Here is an 18,084-nt window from a genome sequence, read left to right on the forward strand (position 1 = left end):
TTGCGCCGACGCCTGCCCGCCAGCCTGAAGGCGCGCATGAGCGTGGTCGTCTTCCTGCTCGTGCTGGCGGCCGTGGCCTCGCTGGCGCTGGCCACCCTGAGCGTGGCCGAGCGCGGCATGCGCGATGTGACGGGACGCCAGCAGTATGTATCGCTGGCCAGCGCCGCTGTCTTCATCGATGAAGAACTCGACGCGAAGCGCAACGTGCTGCGCGCCATCGCCGACAGCCTGGCGGCCAGCGGCGCGCATGATGGCGCCGGCTTGCAGCGCTTCCTGGCCGCGCAAACGGTGCTGGACAAGGAGTTCTACACGGCCGGCGTGGCGGCCGCCGATGGCTCCCTGCTGGCCAGCATGGGCCCCGTCAAGCCGCAGGCGGGCATGAACCTGAAAGGCCGCCCGTATTTCGACCAGACGCTGGCGACCCGGCGTTCGGTGATTTCCGCGCCGCTCAACGGCAGCATTTCGGGCATGCCCATCGTGGTGGTGACGCAGCCCGTGTTCGACGCGCAGGGCGCCGTGCGCTATGTGCTGGCGGCCAGCGTGAACCTGCGCCAGCCCGATTTCCTGGGGCGCCTGGGCGCGCTCAAGCCGGGCACGGGTGGTTATCTGTACATCATGACCAGCGAAGGCGTCATCGTCGAGCATCCCGACAAGTCGCGCATCATGCAGCATATCGACGCGCATGGCCCCATCAGCGAACCGACGCGGCGCGCCATGCAGGGCTTCGAGGGCTGGCTGACGGGCACCACCACCCAGGGCGTCGATGCCTTGTTCGCCTACCACCGCATTCCCGCCACGGGATGGATACTGGCGTCCGTGTATCCCATGCGTGACGCGTTCGCGCCGCTGCACGCCATCCGCAGCAAGATCCTGCTGGCCGCCGTGCTGCTGGCGGCGCTGGCGGGGCTGGCCGGCTGGCGCGTGGTGCTGCGCCTGTTGCAGCCTTTGGAGCGCTTGCGCCGCCAGGTGCACCAGATTCGCCGCCAGCGCCTGGGCATCGAGGCGCTGCAAATCGGGCGGCGCGACGAAATCGGCGACTTGAGCCGCGATTTTTACTCGCTGGTGGCCGAGCGCGAAATCGCCGAGGCGCAGACGCGCGACAGCGAACGGCGCCTGAAACTGCTGACGGACCATGTTCCCGTGGTGATCGTCTACATCGACCGCGAGCACCGCTACCAGTTCATCAACGCCACGTTTGAAAAATGGTTCGGCCGGTCGCACAAGGAAAGCATGATGCAGTCGATCCGCGAGGTGCTGGGCGAAGAAGCTTATCAGCTGCGCGAAGCCTACCTGCAGCGCGCCTTCGCGGGCGAGGAGGTCGAATATGAATTCACCATCGACGGCGAGGGGGAGGCGGGCCGGCGTGCCTTTCAGACCAGCTATGTGCCCGATGTGGGCGAGAGCGGCGCGGTGGAAGGCGTGTATGGCCTGATCCACGAAATCACCAAGACCAAGGCGGTGCATACGGCGCTGCAGTTTGCCGCCGCCACCGACACCCTGACGGGCATCGCCAACCGCCGCCGCTTCGACGAACAGCTGGTGCAAAGCATGCAGCGTACGCGCGTGGCGCGCGCGCCGATGGCGCTGGCGTATCTCGATATCGACCGTTTCAAGGTCATCAACGACAGCCTGGGACACAAAGCGGGCGACGAGGTGCTGAAGGAATTCGCCGCGCGCCTGGTGCGCAGCGTGCGCGCCAGCGACCTGGTGGCGCGCCTGGCCGGCGATGAATTCGTGATCATTTTCGAAGGCGTGAACGGCGCGGCGGAAGTGCGCCAGATCGGCGCGAAGATCATCGACGCCATCCGCCAGCCGTTTGAGCTGGCCAGCGGCCCGCTGCGGGTGACGACCAGCGTCGGTATCGCCATCTTCCGCGAAGGCGCGCTGACGCCGGCGCAGTTGCTGGACCTGGCGGACCAGGCCCTGTATGCCGCCAAGGGGCAGGGCCGCGACGGCGTGGCGCTGCTTGAGGCGGCGCCGTAGGTTTTACAGAGTGGCAGTCCAGTGGTCGAGCTGCTGCGTGGTGGCCGTGACGCCGCCGCAGACGATGACCAGCACATTGCGGTAGGGCGCCAGTTGCGGCACCTTGCCGTAGACGGCGGCCAGCGCCGCGCCGCAGGCCGGCTCCACCACCAGGCGCTGGTCGTCAATGAAGCGCTGGCAGGCATCGACGGCGGCCTTGTCCGAGACCACCACGCTGTGCAGCAGGCGCGTCTGGCTGATGGCGTAGGCTTGCGCACACACCTGGCGCGCGGCCAGCGAGGTGGCGATGCTGGCGACAGATGGCAGGGCCACGTGGTCGCGCGCGGCCACGGCGGCGGCCAGCGAGGCCGCACCTTCGGTTTCCACGGCCACCAGCGCCACGTCGTCCCACCCGTTGCGCTGCAAGCCTTCGGCCACGCCGGCCAGCAGGCCGCCGCCGCCCACCGACAGCACCACCGCGTCCGGTTTCAGGCCCGCGCTGGCCACTTCATCGATCATGCCCGCGTGGCCCTGCCACAGCAGCGGGTCGTCGAACGGATGCAGGAAAGCGTCTTGCGGCGTGAGCATGGCTTGCGCCAGCGCGTTGGCTTCTTGCCAGGCGGCGCCGTGCACGATGACTTCGGCGCCTTCCTGGGCGATCAGGGCCCTGGCCCGCGCGCTGGTCGTTTCCGGCACCACGACGATGACGGGAATGCCCAGCTGGCGTCCCGCATAGGCCACGGCGATGCCGGCATTGCCGCCGGAAGAAGAGATGAAACGGCTGGCGCCGCGCCGCGCGTATTCTTCGCAGGCGAGACCGATGCCGCGGATCTTGAAGGAGCCGGGCGGCTGCAGGGCTTCGAGCTTGAGCCAGATGGTGCGTTCGCTGAGCAGGCTCAGGGCGCGCGAGTTGAGCAGAGGGGTTTCGATGTGCAGGGCCATGCGTGTTCCTGGTAGACGGTCAGGCCAGCATCATAGCCGAAGCGCCCGTGCCACCGTCCCACCCTTGCCGCCAGCGGCCTTAATTCAGGGGCGCGTTCTTGAGCTGATGCGTGCGCGCCACTTCCTTCATCGCATCGAGCAGGTCGTCGCGCAGTTGGCGCGGCAGCTTGCCGAAGAATTCCTCGTCGTTCTGGTCGGCCATCTCGGCCAGCACGGGCACCAGCGCTTCGCCTTCCGTGGTCAGTTCGATCGAATGCTGGCGGCGGTCCGCCAGCAGGATGGACTTGCTGACCATGCCCTTGCTTTCCAGTCGGTCGATCAGCTTCGACACGGCGCCCTTGCTCATGCCGGACACTTGCGCCAGCACCGTGGGCGAGGTGCAGCCGAGGCGGAACATTTCGCGCAGCACGACCCATTCGGACACCGTCACGCCGTTGGCTTCGGCTTTTTTCTGGAAGCTGTGGGAAACGTGGTTGGAGACGAAACGCAGCCAGTAGCCGAGATGGGCTTCCAGCTCGCTGACGGGAACGCTGTTGGGACGGGCGGTTTGCGGCATGCCGGCCGTTTCAAAATTATGGCTCATTTCTTTTCCTTCACTGGGCGGCGTTGTCGGCATGGTTAGGGCCTTGACGCTGGCTGTCGAGTGGTTTGTTTGGGAATAATCATCGTGCTTGAGGTCGTTTTAACACTGTTTTCACAGGAAATCACTGAGCGACAAAGAGTTTTTCCTTATTTCCTTGCTCTGGATAGATAAAAAGCAATATCAAGCGGCTAATCGTATTGCCGGAGAGGAAGATTAAAAAAATAACTCATGTTGCATCAATGGTAACAGCTTTTTTGCCGAATTGATAAATATTTCATATCATTCGCTGCGCTTGCCCCTACCTGCCGCTCAGGCCACCACCACCTTGACGCCCGCGTCGCGCAGGACGTCGGCAAAGCGGGCCGGCGGCGGCGCATCCGTAAACAAGATATCGATTTGCGCCAGGTCGGCCAGGCGCACCAGCGCCTTGCGGCCGAATTTATGCTGATCAGCCACCAGCCACACTTCGCGCGACTGCTCGATGATGGCTTGCGCCACCTTCACTTCGCGCGCATCGAAGTCGCGCAGGCTGCCGTCTTCGTCGATGCTGGAAATGCCGATGATGCCGATGTCGACCTTGAACTGGCGGATGAAGTCGATGGTGGCTTCACCCACGATGCCACGGTCGCGTCCGCGCACCACACCGCCGGCCACGATGACTTCGCAGGCGCCGTTGTCGGCCAGGATGGCGGCCACGTTCAGGTTGTTCGTCACCACGTGCAAGCCCGTGTGCTGTCCCAGCGCGCGCGCCACTTCTTCGGTGGTGGTGCCGATATTGATCAGGAGCGAGCAGCCATGCGGCACTTGCGCCGCCACGGCGGTGGCGATGCGCCGCTTGGCGTCGCTGTTGAATACCTGGCGCTGGCTGTAATCGATGTTTTCCACGGACGAGGGCAAGCCCACGCCGCCGTGATAGCGGGCCAGCAGGCGCGCTTCTTCCATCTGTTTGACGTCGCGCCGCACGGTTTGCGGCGTGACGTCGAGTTGCTGGGCCAACTCCTCGACCGACATGGTGACTTTCTGGCGCACCACTTCAAGCAAGCGGCGCTGGCGGGGATTCAAATTCATGGGCGTGTCTCTTTAAAATTGCATAAGCGAACAAAATCGAACAAATTTGGGTGAAAACATGTTGCTATGAGTTCGATTTATGGCGTAATCTTATCCATATTGCATTCGTATGACATCCGTATTGATCTTAACCACAGTCGCCGGGTGTGCCTAGTCTTTCTTGGTCGCTTGTCCTTGATAACGATGGAGTCCCGATGGCCTCAATGCAGCAGGGAATCGACGCAGTGCCGCAGCCGCAGCCGGCGATGGCATGCGACGTGCTGGTGGTGGGTGGCGGCATCAACGGCGCCGGCATCGCGCGCGACGCGGCCGGGCGGGGCTTGTCCGTGGTGCTGTGCGAAAAAGACGACCTGGCCGCCCACACCTCGTCCGCGTCCACCAAGCTGATACACGGCGGTCTGCGCTACCTCGAATACTATGAATTCGGCCTCGTGCGCAAGGCGCTGATCGAGCGCGAAGTGTTGTTGCGCTCGGCGCCGCACATCATGTGGCCCTTGCGCTTCGTCATGCCGCATGCGCAAGGCCAGCGCCCCGCCTGGCTGATACGCGCCGGCCTGTTTCTCTACGACATGCTGGCGAAGCGCGAAATCCTGCCTGCCTCACAAGGCATCGACCTTGAGCGCCACGCGGCCGGACAACCGTTAAAACCTGAGTTCAAGCGCGGCTTCGTGTATTCCGACGGCTGGGTCGACGATGCGCGCCTGGTGGTGCTGAACGCCATCGACGCGGCGGACAAGGGCGCGCACGTGCTGACACAGACGCGCTGCACGGCCCTGCGGCGCGATGGCGCGGGTGCGGACGCTTGCTGGCAGGCGACCCTGCAGCAAGGCGATGGACGTGAGTTGTCCGTGCGCGCGCGCAGCGTCGTCAATGCGGCCGGGCCGTGGACGGCCGAGTTCCTGCAACAGGCGGCGCCCGGCGGACAGGGCCGCCATTTGCGTTTGATCAAGGGCAGCCATATCGTCGTCAAGCGATTGTTCGAGCATGATCATGCGTATATCTTCCAGCATCCGGACGGACGCATCGTGTTTGCCATTCCATACGAGCACGATTTCACCCTGATCGGCACCACCGATCTCGACTACCAGGGCGAGCGCGGCAAGGTGGAAATCGATGACGCGGAAATTCGTTACTTGTGCGAGCTTTCCAGTTACTATTTCAGCAAGCCCATCAATCCTGCCGACGTGGTCTGGACGTATGCGGGCGTGCGCCCGCTGGTGGAAGACGCGGCGGCCGACGCCAAGGCCGTCACGCGCGATTACCGCTTCGAGCTGGACCAGGAGGGCGCGCCGCTGCTGAGTATCTTCGGCGGCAAGATCACCACCTTTCGCAAGCTGGCTGAGGAAGCGCTGGATTTACTGGCGCCCTTGCTGGGCAATACGCGGCCAGCCTGGACGGCCAGCGCCTGCCTGCCCGGCGGCGACGTGTTCGGCAGTACGCCGCAGAACCGGTCCGTGCGCGAATTCGGGCAGTTCGTGCAAGGCTTGCAGCGCGAGTACGCGTGGCTGCCGGCGGCGCTGGTGGCGCGCTATGCGCGCGCCTACGGCACGCGCATCCATCTGCTGCTGGCTGGGCGCAAGGATGTGGCGGCCATGGGCGAGGCAATCGCCGCCGGCCTGTACGGGGCGGAAGTCGACTATTTGCGGCGCCATGAATGGGCCGTCAGCGCGGCCGACATCCTGTGGCGGCGCTCCAAGCTGGGCCTGCACCTGCCGCGCGAGACGGCGGGCAGGCTCGACGCCTGGCTGTTGCAGCACCCTTTGCCGTAAGCAGCACATGTTGGCGACCACGCCCCGCAGAGGGTGCCGCGAAGAATAAGAAACCATCACTGGAGGAGACGCGCGTGCAACTGGTACTGGACAAGATCAGCAGGAAGCAGGGGGCTGACGATTATTTATATCCGATGTCGCTGGCGCTGGTGCCGGGCGCCATCAACGTCTTGCTGGGCACCACGCGTGCCGGCAAGACGACCCTGATGCGCGTGATGGCGGGCCTGGACAAGCCCAGCGGGGGCACAGTGACTGCCGATGGCGTCGACGTGACGGGCGTGCCCGTCAGCAAGCGCAATCTGGCCATGGTGTACCAGCAATTCATCAACTATCCGGCCTTTACCGTGTACGACAATATCGCCTCGCCCTTGCGCTTGCGCAAGGTGCCCGAGGAACAGATCCACGCCAAAGTGCTGGCGCTGGCCGAGCGCCTGCATATCACGCCGTATCTGCAGCGCACGCCCGGCGAACTGTCGGGCGGCCAGCAGCAGCGCACGGCGCTGGGGCGCGCGCTGATCAAGGATGCCTCGCTGTTGCTGCTCGACGAGCCACTGGTGAACCTCGACTACAAATTGCGTGAGGAATTGCGCCGCGAGTTGACGGAACTGTTTTCCAGCGGCAGCACGACGGTCGTGTACGCCACCACGGAACCGCTGGAAGCGCTGCAGCTGGGCGGCCACGTGGCCGTGCTGCACGAGGGACGCTTGCTGCAGCAGGGGCCGACCCTGGACGTCTTCAACGCGCCCAATTCCATCGCCGTGGCGCGCACCTTCAGCGATCCGCCCATCAACCTGATTCCCGCGCGCGTCGATGCGCAGGGCGTGGCGCAGGCGGCGGACGGCCTGGCGATACACCTGAGCGGCGCACAGCGTGCCCGCCTGGGCGACAGCACGCAGGTGATTCTCGGCGTGCGCGCGCACAGCCTGCATCTGTCTCCCCAGTCCGAGGGCGACGTGGCCATCGCAGCGACGGTGGACCTGGCGGAAATCAGCGGTTCGGAAACCTATGTGCATGCGCGCCGTGGCGACCTGGCCCTGGTGGCGCAACTGGGCGGCGTGCACAACCTGGAGATCGGCAGCGCCTGCACCGTGTATTGCCAGCCGCACGCCTTGCTGATTTTTGCCGACGATGGCGGCCTGCTGTTTGCCCCTGTGCAAGGAGGAGTGTGACATGGCGCGCATCGAACTGGTCGACCTGGCCCACGCCTACAAACCGAACCCCACGGCACCGGCCGACTATGCGCTGCGGCCCATGAGCATGGCGTGGCATGACGGTGGCGCCTACGCCTTGCTGGGGCCGTCCGGCTGCGGCAAGACGACCTTGCTCAACATTATCTCTGGCCTGGTGAAACCGTCGCATGGCAAGGTGCTGTTCGATGGCAAGGATGTGACGCAACTGCCCACGGAAGCTCGGAATATCGCGCAAGTGTTCCAGTTTCCCGTCATCTACGACACCATGACCGTGCACGACAACCTGGCGTTTCCGCTGCGCAATCGCGGCTGGAAAGAGATCGAGGTGAAAAAGCGCGTGCAGCAGGTGGCGCAGATGCTGGAGCTGACGGGCGACCTGAAGCTGCGCGCCAGCGGCTTGTCCGTGGACGCCAAGCAAAAGATTTCGCTGGGAAGGGGGCTCGTGCGCCCCGACGTGGCGGCCGTGCTGTTCGATGAACCGCTGACGGTGATCGATCCGCACCTGAAATGGCTGCTGCGCAGAAAACTCAAGGAAATCCACCACGAACTGAAATTGTCCCTGATCTACGTTACGCACGACCAGGTGGAAGCGCTGACCTTTGCCGACCAGGTGGTCGTCATGACGCAGGGCGAAGTGGTGCAGACGGGCAGCGCGCAAGCGCTGTTCGAGGAACCCGAGCACACCTTTGTCGGCTATTTCATCGGCAACCCAGGCATGAACTTGCTCGATTGCGCCATGGACGATGGCGGGGCGAGGGTGGCGGGCCAGCCGCTGGCCGTGTCCGCCGCCGCCCGCGCGGCGCTGGCTGGCGCGCAAGGGAAAATCACGCTCGGTGTGCGACCGGAATTCGTCGAATGCCTGATAGCGAGCGAGGGTGGGGAGGATACGCTGGACGCCACGGTGACTGCCGTACGCAACATGGGCACGCATTACCTGGCGGAATTTCAGCTGGGCGGCGCCACGGTGGCGGCCAAGCTGCGCGCCATCGACGCCGTGGTCGGGGAGGCTGTACGGCTGCGCTTTCCGCCGCAACGCACCTTGTACTACGTCAACGATAAGCGGGTGGCCTGATGATACATAACGGTAAAACCGATAACAACCGCCGCGCCTGGCTACTGATCCTGCCCGTGCTGCTGTGCGTGGCCTTTTCCGCCATCCTGCCGCTGATGACGGTGGTGAATTATTCCGTGCAAGATATTCTGAGCCCCACGCAAAAGGTGTTTGTGGGCACAGAGTGGTTCCGCATGGTCATGCTCGACGGCGACTTGCACAGCGCCTTGCTGCGCCAGTTGCTGTTTTCCGGCTCCGTGCTGGCGATCCAGATTCCGCTCGGTATTTTGATTGCCCTGTGCATGCCGGCCGAGGGCTGGAAGGCGTCGCTGGCGCTGGTGCTGATCGCGCTGCCCCTGTTGATACCGTGGAACGTGGTGGGCACCATCTGGCAAATCTTTGGCCGTGGCGACATCGGCCTGATGGGCTACACCTTGAATCAATTGGGATTTGACTACAATTACAACGGCAACTCGCTCGACGCCTGGCTGACGGTGATGGTGATGGATATCTGGCACTGGACGCCCTTGGTGGTGCTGCTGTGCTATGCGGGTCTGCGCGCCATTCCCGACGCGTATTACCAGGCGGCACGCATCGACGGCGCCTCGCGCCTGGCCGTGTTCCGCTACATCCAGCTGCCGAAACTGCGCAATGTGCTGATGATCGCCGTCTTGCTGCGCTTCATGGACAGTTTCATGATCTACACGGAACCGTTCGTGCTGACCGGTGGCGGACCCGGCAATGCCACCACCTTTTTGTCGCAATACCTGACGCAAAAGGCCGTGGGCCAGTTCGACCTGGGGCCGGCCTCGGCGTTCTCATTGATTTACTTCCTGATCATCCTGCTGTTCTGCTTTGTGCTGTACACGTGGATGCAGCGCGTCGGCACGGGAGACCAGAAATGATGCACAAGAAAATCAGCGCCATCATCCTGATCGTCTTCCTGCTGGGTTCGCTATTGCCCATCTACTGGATGCTCAACATGTCGCTCAAGACCAACGAGGAAATCGTCGGCGTGCTGAGCCTGTGGCCCGAACACCTGACGTTCGCCAACTACAAGACCATCTTTACGGACCCATCGTGGTACAGCGGCTACATCAATTCCATGATTTACGTGGCCTTGAACATGGTGATGTCGGTCACGGTCGCCTTGCCGGCCGCGTATGCCTTTTCGCGCTATAACTTTGTCGGCGACAAGCATTTGTTCTTCTGGCTGCTGACCAACCGCATGACGCCGCCCGCCGTCTTCCTCGTGCCCTTCTTCCAGCTGTATTCGACGGTGGGCCTGATGGATACGCATCTGGCCGTGGCGCTGGCGCACATGGTCTTCAACGTGCCGCTGGCCGTGTGGATTTTGGAAGGCTTCATGTCCGGCGTGCCGAAGGAAATCGACGAGACGGCGTATATCGACGGCTACAGCTTCCCGCGCTTCTTCATCCGCATCTTCTTGCCGATGATCAAGTCGGGCGTGGGCGTGACGGCCTTCTTTTGTTTCATGTTCAGCTGGGTGGAACTGTTATTGGCGCGCACCTTGACCTCCGTCAACGCCAAGCCGATTGCCGCCACCATGACGCGCACTGTCTCGGCGGCCGGCATGGACTGGGGCGTGCTGGCGGCCGCAGGCGTGCTGACCATCGTGCCTGGTGCGCTGGTGATCTGGTTCGTCCGGCATTACATCGCCAAGGGTTTTGCGATGGGGAGGGTGTGACATGGAAAATACCGATAGCACAACCAGCCTGTTCGGCTGGATGGCGTGGACGCCGGAAGTGGCCATCTTCTTCATCTGCATCGGCTTGATGCTCGCTGGCATGACGGTGTGGCAAATCCGCTCGCCCAGCATCGCGCGCAAGGGCTTCTTGCCCATGCCGACCACGCGCGGCGACCGTTTGTTCATCGGCTTGCTCACGGCCGCGTATGTGAATCTGGCGTGGGCGGGGTTTACGGAAATGCAGCAAGCGATTGGTGCTGCCATCAGTTTTGTGTTGTTGGTAATAGTGATGCGTTGGGGGTGAGCCGGCTTGCCGGTGTTGATGGAGGCCGGACCGTCAGCAGGCGGCCGGTAAAACTATAAGGAGATTCACGATGAAATTGAAGTTCACGGTCTTCGCGGCGGTGGCCATGCTCGTGTCGAATGCGGCCCTGGCCGACGCCAAACAGGCGCAAACCTGGATCGACAAGGAATTCCAGCCATCCAGCCTGAGCAAGCAGCAACAGCTTGCTGAAATGCAGTGGTTCATCGATGCGGCGGCCAAGCTGAAAGCCAAGGGCATCAAGGAAATTTCCGTGGTCTCGGAAACCATCGACACCCACGTCTACGAATCGAAGACGCTGGCCAAGGCTTTCGAGGAAATCACGGGCATCAAGGTGCGCCACGACATCATCCAGGAAGGCGACGTGGTGGAAAAGCTGCAAACGTCGATGCAGTCGGGCAAGAGCATCTATGACGGCTGGATTTCCGATTCTGACCTGATCGGCACGCATTACCGCTATGGCGCCGTCGAACCGCTGTCCGACTACATGGCCGCCAAGGGCAAGGAATTCACCAATCCCGGCCTCGATTTAAAAGATTTCATCGGCATCAGCTTTACCACGGCGCCCGATGGCAAGGTGTACCAGCTGCCCGACCAGCAATTTGCCAACCTGTACTGGTTCCGCGCCGACTGGTTCGCGCGCAAGGATTTGCAAGCCAAGTTCAAGGCCAAGTATGGCTACGAGCTGGGCGTGCCACAAAACTGGTCCGCGTATGAAGACATCGCCGACTTTTTTACCAATGACGTGAAGGAACTGGACGGCAAGAAAGTGTATGGCCACATGGATTACGGCAAGAAAGATCCATCCTTGGGCTGGCGCTTTACCGATGCCTGGCTGTCGATGGCCGGCGCGGCCGACAAGGGCATCCCGAACGGCTTGCCCGTCGACGAGTGGGGCATCAAGGTGGCGGCCGACAAGTGCACGCCTGTCGGCGCGTCCGTTTCACGCGGCGGCGCCACCAATTCGCCGGCGGCCGTGTATGCGCTGACGAAATACATCGACTGGATGAAGAAATACGCGCCGCCGCAGGCGAACGGCATGAATTTCTCGGAAGCGGGCCCGGTGCCGGCGCAGGGTGAAATCGCCCAGCAAATCTTTTGGTACACGGCGTTTACGGCGGGCATGACGAAACCGGGCTTGCCAGTGGTCAACAAGGACGGCACGCCGAAATGGCGCATGGCGCCGTCGCCACACGGCCCGTACTGGAAAGAGGGCATGCAGAACGGCTACCAGGACGTCGGTTCCTGGTTCCTGTTCAAGTCCACGCCGGACGACCGCAAGGCTGCCGCCTGGCTGTATGCGCAATTCGTCACCTCGAAAACCGTGTCGCTGAAGAAATCCATCGTCGGCCTGACTTTTATTCGCGATTCCGATATCCGCCACGATTATTTTACGAAACATGCGAACGAATACGGCGGCTTGATCGAGTTTTACCGCAGCCCGGCCAGAGTGGCGTGGACACCGACGGGCAACAACGTGCCCGACTATCCGAAACTGGCGCAGCTGTGGTGGAAAAACGTGGCCACGGCCATCACGGCGGAAAAAACGCCGCAGGCCGCCATGGATAACCTGGCCGAGGAAATGGATCAGGTCATGGCGCGCTTGCAGCGGGCCGGCATGAAGGCGTGCGCGCCCAAGCTCAATGCCAAGGGCGATCCGAACCAGTATCTGTCGGACCAGCACGCCCCATGGAAAAAGCTGGCGAATGAAAAGCCGAAGGGCGAAACGATTGCCTACGATAAATTATTGCAGGCTTGGAAAGAGGGCAAGGTAAGGTAGTCGTGTAAACTTCTGCTGCCGCTTTCCCGGGGCACGGGCGTTTGCCCGTGCCCCTTCACTGTATCGACGTAGTAGCGACCATGACCAAATACATACTTGCTTTAGACCAAGGTACCACCAGTTCGCGCGCCATCCTGTTTGACCATGCGGGCCGGCCGCACGCCAGCGCGCAGCGCGAATTTCGCCAGATTTTCCCCCAGCCGGGCTGGGTCGAGCATGACGCGAACGAAATCTGGGCCTCGCAAGAAGGCGTGCTGCAGCAGGTGCTGCGCGACAGCGGCGTGGCGGCAAGCGATGTGGCCGCCATCGGCGTGACCAACCAGCGCGAAACGACGGTGCTGTGGGACCGCGCCACGGGCGAGCCCGTCGCCAACGCCATCGTCTGGCAAGACCGGCGAAATGCGGCCTATTGCGAGCAACTGGTCGGGCAGGGCAAGGCGGACGTGATCCAGCAAAAGACGGGCCTGGTGCTGGACGCCTATTTTTCCGCGACTAAATTGAAATGGCTGCTCGACAACGTTGCCGGCGCCCGCGCGCGCGCCGAGCGGGGAGAACTGGCCTTCGGCACCATCGACAGCTGGCTGATCTACAAGATGAGCGGCGCCCACTTGACGGACACGAGCAACGCGGCGCGCACCATGCTGTTCAACATTCATACTTTGCAGTGGGACACGGATCTGCTGGCGCTGCTCGACATTCCCGCCTCGCTGCTGCCCGACGTCGTGCCATCGAGCGGCGTGGCCGCGCACACGCGCGTTGACCTGCTGGGTATCTCCGTGCCGATCGCCGGCATCGCGGGCGACCAGCAGGCCGCGACGTTCGGCCAGGTGTGTCTGAAGCCGGGCATGGCGAAAAATACCTACGGCACGGGCTGCTTCATGCTGATGAACGTGGGCAAGCGCCCCTTGCCATCGAAAAACCGGCTGTTGACGACGGTGGGCTGGAGCCTGGGCGCGGGCAGCGACAAGACCGATTACTTGCTCGAAGGCAGCGCCTTCATCGCGGGTGCGGCCGTGCAGTGGATGCGCGATGGGCTGGGCATCATCCGCGACTCGTCCGAAGTGGAAGCGCTGGCCACCAGCGTGCCCGATTCGGGCGGCCTGGTCTTCGTGCCCGCCTTCGCGGGACTCGGCGCGCCGTACTGGGACCCGTATGCGCGCGGCACCCTGATAGGTATCACGCGCGGCACGGGCAAGGCCCATATCGCGCGCGCCGCATTGGAGGGCGTGGCGTACCAGAACGTCGATGTGCTGTCCGCCATGCAGGACGATGCGGGCATCGCCTTGAGCGAATTGCGCGTCGATGGCGGCGCGGCGCGCAACGACATGCTGATGCAGTTCCAGGCCGACATCTTGAATGTGCCCGTGGTGCGTCCCGTGGTGACGGAAACGACGGCCCTGGGCGCCGCCTACCTGGCGGGCCTGGCCGTGGGTTTCTGGGCATCGCAGGAAGAAATCGCCGCCCAGTGGCAGGTGGGGCGACGTTTCGAACCGGCCATGGCGGCCGACGAGCGCCTGACGCGGCTGCACAAGTGGCAGCGCGCCGTGGAGCGCTCGCGCGACTGGAGCGAGTGACAGCTTACTGGCGTGCCACGGCTTTTAACAGGCGCGGCAGCAGCAGGGCCGCGCCGGTGGCGCACAGGGCGCTGGCGGCGTAGGCCAGGACCGGCGTGATCGACGGCGTGGCAAATGCCAGCGCGAAACTGCCGTACAGCATTACGCCGCACAGCGCACCGGCGCAGGCCGATGGCAGGCGGCCGATTGTTGCATTTCGGCGCTGCGCCACTGCGCCAAAGGCGGCGATGCATATGCCCAGCACCAGCGCGCCAAATAGATACAGGCTGGCAGCGGCGCCGATCGGCTCCGCATCGGTGGCGGCCATCGACGGAACGGCACAGGCCGCTGCCAGGGCAAAACCGGCGGCAAAGAACAGTGGTCTCATCTTCCTTCTTTCAAATAGTAGACGGCATAGCCGACGGTTTCGCGCGGCACGGAATACAGGTCGCGCAGTTCGAAGTAGGGCGCGTGCACCTGGCCGCTGACGGTGATGCCGGCCCGTTCCAGAGCCAGACGGAAGCGCGGTACATGAAAATACTGCGTGGCGACCATGGCCGTCTGCCAGCCGTGCGTGCGCATCAGAACGGTCGCATTGCGCGCCGTGGCTTCCGTGGTCCAGCCTTGATTGTCCTCAATAATGGCGCTGGCCGGTACGCCGCGCGACCGCAGGTAGCGCGCCATGGAAGCGGCCTCGTCGAACCCTTCCTTGCCCGTCGCCCCGCTGACGAGGATGCGCGGCGCCCTGTGTTCCTGGAACTGTTTGAGCGCCACGTCGAGCCGCGCCTGCAGGCGGGGGCTGGGCGTGCCGTCGGGCAGGATGGTATTGCCGGGCACGACGATCAGGTCGGCGGGCGCCAGTTTGTCGTGCAGGCCAGCCCCTACCAGCGCGGTCGTGGCCAGCAGGAAAACACCCGCAGTCGTTAAGCCCAGCACAGTTATTTTTCGCATCGTTCATCATCGAGTGGGGAATGGACGCATGATACCCGTCCATTCCCGCCTGCGTCAGTTCGCCTGCACCTTGCGCGCACGCTGGTTCGACAGATAAATATTGTCTATTTCCAGCGGCTTGCCTTCGCGTACTGCCTCGATCCAGTCCTGCGTGCTGGCGACGGCGGCGAAATTCGAGTGGAACACGGCGCTGAAGACACGGTGGATTTCTTCGGCGCTGGCCGTACCGCCCGCATTCGCGTAGGGCAGGGTGCCGCTGGCATCTTGCAGGAATTCGACTTGCAAGCCGTCGTGCGCGGCGTGGTAGATGGTGGCGGCATCGCAGTTGTGCGTCATGTAGCCGGTCACCGTCAGGGTGTCGATGTTGTGGTTTTCCAGCCAGGCGCGCAAGTCCGTGCCTGCAAAGGCGCTGCCCATGCTCTTGTTGATGCGGTGGTCGGCAGGGAATGCTGAGACGGCCGGATGCAGCTGCCAACCGTCGCTGCCCCTGGCGAAGATGGGAGAATTTTCCGGCGCATCGTGCTGGACGACGATCACGGGTACGCCGGCGGCGCGGGCGGCGGCCATGGCGGTGACGATATTCGGCAGCGAGATGTCGACGGACGGATATTCGATGGGCATGTCGCCCGTGAAGTATTCATTTTGTACATCGATGACGAGCAGGGCGCGGCGTGGTGCGGTAGTGTTGGACATGCGTGACTCCTGAATGGTTGAAAGAGGAAGGACTTCCCCGATACAGTCATTTTCAAGCCGCGCGTCACAAACAAAAAGTGGCCCGAAGGCCTATCTGCGATAAAATCGGGCCATGCCTACAATTTCCCTTACTTCCGCTACTTCCGCTCCCTTGCGCATCGCCGTGATCGCCTTCGACGGCATGACGCCATTTCACTTGTCCGTGCCTTGCCTCGTGTTTGGCGCCCAGACGGACGAGGCCGATCTGCCGCCTTTTCACGTGCGCGTCTGTGCCGCCGATCCCGCACCGTTGCGCACGGCGGCCGGCTTTTGCATCACGCCCGAGTGCGGACTGGAGGGGCTGGAGGGCGCCGATATCGTCATCATGCCGGCCTGGCACGACGATTGCCGCGATGCCGCACCGTCGCTGGTCGCGGCGCTGCAGGCGGCCAGCGCGCGCGGCGCGCGCATGGTGGGCCTGTGCCTGGGCGCGTTTCCGCTGGCGCAGGCGGGCTTGTTGGATGGCAAGCGCGCGGCCACGCACTGGGGCATGGCGCAGCAGCTGGCGGCCCGCTATCCCAGGGTCAGGGTGGACCGCGAAGTGCTGTATGTGGACGATGGCGCCGTGCTGACGTCGGCCGGCGTGGCGGCCGGCCTCGATTGCTGTTTGTACCTGCTGCGCCAGCTGGCCGGTGCCGAGGTGGCGAACCGCGTGGCGCGCCGGCTGCTGGTGGCGCCGCACCGCCAGGGCGGGCAGGCGCAATTCATCGAGCGCCCGCTGCCCGTGTCCGGCAGCGAAGGGCGCTTTGCCGAGGTGCTCGCTGACGTGACGGCCAACCTGGGCCAGGCGCACAGCATCGACGCGCTGGCCGCACGGGCCGCCATGAGCCGGCGCAACTTTACGCGCCATTTCCGCCAGGCCACGGGTACGTCCTTCAAGCAATGGCTGCTGAACCAGCGTCTTGCGCATGCGCAAGGCATGCTGGAAAAAAGCGCAGCCTCGATCGATGTCGTGGCGCAAGAGGCCGGCTTCGGCACGGCGTTGTCGCTGCGCCAGCATTTCCGGGCCAACTTGCAGACGTCGCCGTCGGCGTACCGCAAGCTGTTCCGCGAGAAGCTGGCGTGCGCGGGGTGCTGAGATCAATGCGCAGGGCTTGTGACGCCTGCCAGTTCCTCTGCTTCCCATACCCGGTAGCTGGCTTTTCCTTCCGGTGAATCGAGTGTGATCATCGTCTGCGCTTGCCCGCCGAACTGGCTGAAGCTGGTTTTGCTCGCCGCGTAGGCGGGTACCAGGGTGACGAGATTACGCACCAGCAAGCCAACATGCCGTGCCGCGTGCTCGATGACGACGATGCGCGCCGTTGGCGCACCCTGGGGGCCGAGCGCGATCAATGGCAGCGTGCGTCCTTGCCAGGTAAAGCTGCCAGGCGGCGCGGCCGGGTCGTCGGGCGAGGGGGCTTGCATGTCGGCAGGCAGGGGCAGGATGGTGACGATGGCGGCCATCGGCAATGCCAGTTCTTCGCCCGCATCGCAGACGATGTAGGCATCGCTGCTGCGCCTGTCCTGCACCAGCGCCTGCACTTGCGCGCGCGTGTCCCGCGAGGTTTGCGGACATAGCGCCAGCAAGGCCGCGTCATCGAGCAGCAGTTGTGGCGGGCCCGATTCGGCCGTGATGGTGGCGGCCACCAGTGGGTGGCTGCAAGGCCCGTCCGTCGCGTGCAGCAGCTGGCTGCAATCGATATCGCGCACGGCCAGCGTCTTGTCGATGCGTAGCCCCAGGCAGAGGCCGTCGCGTTCCAGCACGGCCAGCAGGGGCGGCGGCGCTGGCGGTGCCGGCAAGGCACCGTTGAAAACGGCGCCATTGAGGACGTAGACCTGGCGGCCGCGCCAGCCGGCCACACCGGCCAATGGCCCATTCCAGCCGAATGCCGTGTCCATTGGCGGGCAGGGCAGGACTTCGGCTACCAGCGTCGAGGGCAGTGCCAGCACGCGTCCTGCCAGTTCGAACAGGGCCAGCGATATGGCAGGGCCGGCCTGGGCCAGGTCGGGCGGTGCATCGACCCCTGCTTGCATACCCGCTGTACGGGTCCAGGCTTGCGCCCGCAGCATCAGGCGCTGTGGCTCCAGCAAGTTCAGCAGTTCATCATCGCCAGCGGATCGCGCGACGTAGCGGAGGAAGTGGTCAGGCTCATCGTCGTGGTACACCTGCTCAATGTGCTCAGGATGAATCTTCTGCGCGCTGGAGACGGCATCGACGGCGAGCCCGGCCAGCAGGCCGTCCGTCGCCAGCACCAGCACGTAAGCGCAGGGCGTATCGGCCGCCATGTGGAGCCAGGGGCGCAAGTCGATCAGGGGAATCACCCGGCCCTGATGTGAAAAAACCCCGGTCAGGGCGCCTGTTGCACCTGGCACGGGAAGCACACCGGCGGGACGCGCCAGCGCCTGGTGCACACAGGAAGATGCAATGCCCACCTGCAGCGAGCCTATTCTTACCCGCACGTAATCCTGTGCCGCCGCTAGCGGGGCCGTCATG

At 63.8% G+C, this 18,084-nt stretch carries 17 protein-coding genes; 10 read left to right on the forward strand and 7 right to left on the reverse strand.

Going from position 1 to position 18,084, the window contains the following annotated elements:
* Entirely contained in the window at positions 1-1,983 is a 1,983-nt protein-coding gene (locus CLU93_RS21265; RefSeq protein WP_099763191.1) for a diguanylate cyclase domain-containing protein, read from the forward strand.
* A 3-nt stretch (positions 1,984-1,986) separates the two neighbouring features.
* Here CLU93_RS21265 and CLU93_RS21270 read toward each other — a convergent pair whose 3' ends face one another.
* The 3 genes from CLU93_RS21270 to CLU93_RS21280 all read right to left on the reverse strand — a co-directional run bounded on the left by CLU93_RS21270 (position 1,987) and on the right by CLU93_RS21280 (position 4,555).
* On the reverse strand, positions 1,987-2,904 hold the full coding sequence (locus tag CLU93_RS21270) for a pyridoxal-phosphate dependent enzyme (protein ID WP_099763192.1): 918 nt from the start codon (positions 2,902-2,904) through the stop codon (positions 1,987-1,989).
* Positions 2,905-2,983: 79 nt separating this feature from the next.
* Entirely contained in the window at positions 2,984-3,487 is a 504-nt protein-coding gene (locus tag CLU93_RS21275) for a MarR family winged helix-turn-helix transcriptional regulator (protein WP_099763193.1), read from the reverse strand.
* A gap of 309 nt (positions 3,488-3,796) precedes the next feature.
* Entirely contained in the window at positions 3,797-4,555 is a 759-nt protein-coding gene (locus CLU93_RS21280; protein ID WP_096236294.1) for a DeoR/GlpR family DNA-binding transcription regulator, read from the reverse strand.
* Between the two features lie 194 nt (positions 4,556-4,749).
* On the opposite strand from CLU93_RS21280, the gene glpD reads away from it, so the two are divergent.
* The 8 genes from glpD to glpK all read left to right on the forward strand — a co-directional run bounded on the left by glpD (position 4,750) and on the right by glpK (position 13,949).
* Positions 4,750-6,324 (forward strand): glycerol-3-phosphate dehydrogenase, encoded by a 1,575-nt coding sequence (gene glpD / locus CLU93_RS21285; protein WP_257225044.1) that lies wholly within the window; start codon positions 4,750-4,752, stop codon positions 6,322-6,324.
* A 74-nt stretch (positions 6,325-6,398) separates the two neighbouring features.
* Positions 6,399-7,493, forward strand: coding sequence for an ABC transporter ATP-binding protein (locus tag CLU93_RS21290; RefSeq protein ID WP_099763194.1), 1,095 nt, complete (start codon positions 6,399-6,401; stop codon positions 7,491-7,493).
* 1 nt (position 7,494) lies between these two features.
* Positions 7,495-8,586, forward strand: coding sequence for an ABC transporter ATP-binding protein (locus tag CLU93_RS21295; RefSeq protein WP_099763195.1), 1,092 nt, complete (start codon positions 7,495-7,497; stop codon positions 8,584-8,586).
* A complete protein-coding gene (locus tag CLU93_RS21300; RefSeq protein WP_071076566.1) occupies positions 8,586-9,470 on the forward strand; it encodes a carbohydrate ABC transporter permease in 885 nt (294 codons plus the stop codon). The genes CLU93_RS21295 and CLU93_RS21300 overlap by 1 nt, the downstream gene beginning before the upstream one ends.
* Complete coding sequence (locus tag CLU93_RS21305; protein ID WP_099763196.1) at positions 9,467-10,273, forward strand: carbohydrate ABC transporter permease; 807 nt, start codon at positions 9,467-9,469, stop codon at positions 10,271-10,273. Before CLU93_RS21300 ends, CLU93_RS21305 begins: the two co-directional genes overlap by 4 nt.
* Position 10,274: 1 nt before the next feature.
* Complete coding sequence (locus CLU93_RS21310) at positions 10,275-10,577, forward strand: DUF2160 domain-containing protein (RefSeq protein WP_373629860.1); 303 nt, start codon at positions 10,275-10,277, stop codon at positions 10,575-10,577.
* 70 nt (positions 10,578-10,647) lie between these two features.
* Positions 10,648-12,375 carry an ABC transporter substrate-binding protein gene (locus CLU93_RS21315; RefSeq protein WP_099763197.1) on the forward strand — a complete coding sequence of 576 codons (1,728 nt, stop codon included), beginning with the start codon at positions 10,648-10,650 and terminating at the stop codon, positions 12,373-12,375.
* Between the two features lie 80 nt (positions 12,376-12,455).
* Positions 12,456-13,949, forward strand: a complete 1,494-nt coding sequence (gene glpK / locus CLU93_RS21320) for a glycerol kinase GlpK (protein WP_099763198.1) — start codon at positions 12,456-12,458, stop codon at positions 13,947-13,949.
* 4 nt (positions 13,950-13,953) lie between these two features.
* Here glpK and CLU93_RS21325 read toward each other — a convergent pair whose 3' ends face one another.
* The 3 genes from CLU93_RS21325 to CLU93_RS21335 are packed head-to-tail and all read right to left on the reverse strand — an operon-like array spanning position 13,954 to position 15,572.
* Complete coding sequence (locus CLU93_RS21325) at positions 13,954-14,316, reverse strand: hypothetical protein (protein WP_099763199.1); 363 nt, start codon at positions 14,314-14,316, stop codon at positions 13,954-13,956.
* Positions 14,313-14,879 (reverse strand): YdcF family protein, encoded by a 567-nt coding sequence (locus tag CLU93_RS21330; RefSeq protein WP_257225045.1) that lies wholly within the window; start codon positions 14,877-14,879, stop codon positions 14,313-14,315. Before CLU93_RS21330 ends, CLU93_RS21325 begins: the two co-directional genes overlap by 4 nt.
* A gap of 54 nt (positions 14,880-14,933) precedes the next feature.
* Complete coding sequence (locus CLU93_RS21335; RefSeq protein ID WP_099763200.1) at positions 14,934-15,572, reverse strand: cysteine hydrolase family protein; 639 nt, start codon at positions 15,570-15,572, stop codon at positions 14,934-14,936.
* 151 nt (positions 15,573-15,723) lie between these two features.
* On the opposite strand from CLU93_RS21335, the gene CLU93_RS21340 reads away from it, so the two are divergent.
* Complete coding sequence (locus CLU93_RS21340) at positions 15,724-16,689, forward strand: helix-turn-helix domain-containing protein (protein ID WP_099763201.1); 966 nt, start codon at positions 15,724-15,726, stop codon at positions 16,687-16,689.
* 2 nt (positions 16,690-16,691) lie between these two features.
* Here the strand turns inward: CLU93_RS21340 and CLU93_RS21345 are convergent, their stop codons facing one another.
* On the reverse strand, positions 16,692-18,083 hold the full coding sequence (locus tag CLU93_RS21345; protein ID WP_099763202.1) for a chemotaxis protein CheW: 1,392 nt from the start codon (positions 18,081-18,083) through the stop codon (positions 16,692-16,694).
* Position 18,084: the final 1 nt, after the last annotated feature.

Origin of the sequence: Janthinobacterium sp. 35, from assembly GCF_002754575.1 — a bacterium.
GTDB classification, from domain to species: Bacteria; Pseudomonadota; Gammaproteobacteria; order Burkholderiales; family Burkholderiaceae_D; genus Janthinobacterium; species Janthinobacterium tructae.

What these genes read in the sequence shown, in the direction of transcription:
- CLU93_RS21270 (WP_099763192.1), bottom strand. Translation starts at nt 2,904, where the DNA reads ATGGCCCTGCACATCGAAACCCCTCTGCTCAACTCGCGCGCCCTGAGC.
- CLU93_RS21275 (WP_099763193.1), bottom strand. Translation starts at nt 3,487, where the DNA reads ATGAGCCATAATTTTGAAACGGCCGGCATGCCGCAAACCGCCCGTCCC.
- CLU93_RS21280 (WP_096236294.1), bottom strand. Translation starts at nt 4,555, where the DNA reads ATGAATTTGAATCCCCGCCAGCGCCGCTTGCTTGAAGTGGTGCGCCAG.
- glpD (WP_257225044.1), top strand. Translation starts at nt 4,750, where the DNA reads ATGGCCTCAATGCAGCAGGGAATCGACGCAGTGCCGCAGCCGCAGCCG.
- CLU93_RS21295 (WP_099763195.1), top strand. Translation starts at nt 7,495, where the DNA reads ATGGCGCGCATCGAACTGGTCGACCTGGCCCACGCCTACAAACCGAAC.
- CLU93_RS21300 (WP_071076566.1), top strand. Translation starts at nt 8,586, where the DNA reads ATGATACATAACGGTAAAACCGATAACAACCGCCGCGCCTGGCTACTG.
- CLU93_RS21305 (WP_099763196.1), top strand. Translation starts at nt 9,467, where the DNA reads ATGATGCACAAGAAAATCAGCGCCATCATCCTGATCGTCTTCCTGCTG.
- CLU93_RS21310 (WP_373629860.1), top strand. Translation starts at nt 10,275, where the DNA reads ATGGAAAATACCGATAGCACAACCAGCCTGTTCGGCTGGATGGCGTGG.
- CLU93_RS21315 (WP_099763197.1), top strand. Translation starts at nt 10,648, where the DNA reads ATGAAATTGAAGTTCACGGTCTTCGCGGCGGTGGCCATGCTCGTGTCG.
- glpK (WP_099763198.1), top strand. Translation starts at nt 12,456, where the DNA reads ATGACCAAATACATACTTGCTTTAGACCAAGGTACCACCAGTTCGCGC.
- CLU93_RS21325 (WP_099763199.1), bottom strand. Translation starts at nt 14,316, where the DNA reads ATGAGACCACTGTTCTTTGCCGCCGGTTTTGCCCTGGCAGCGGCCTGT.
- CLU93_RS21330 (WP_257225045.1), bottom strand. Translation starts at nt 14,879, where the DNA reads ATGCGAAAAATAACTGTGCTGGGCTTAACGACTGCGGGTGTTTTCCTG.
- CLU93_RS21335 (WP_099763200.1), bottom strand. Translation starts at nt 15,572, where the DNA reads ATGTCCAACACTACCGCACCACGCCGCGCCCTGCTCGTCATCGATGTA.
- CLU93_RS21345 (WP_099763202.1), bottom strand. Translation starts at nt 18,083, where the DNA reads ATGACGGCCCCGCTAGCGGCGGCACAGGATTACGTGCGGGTAAGAATA.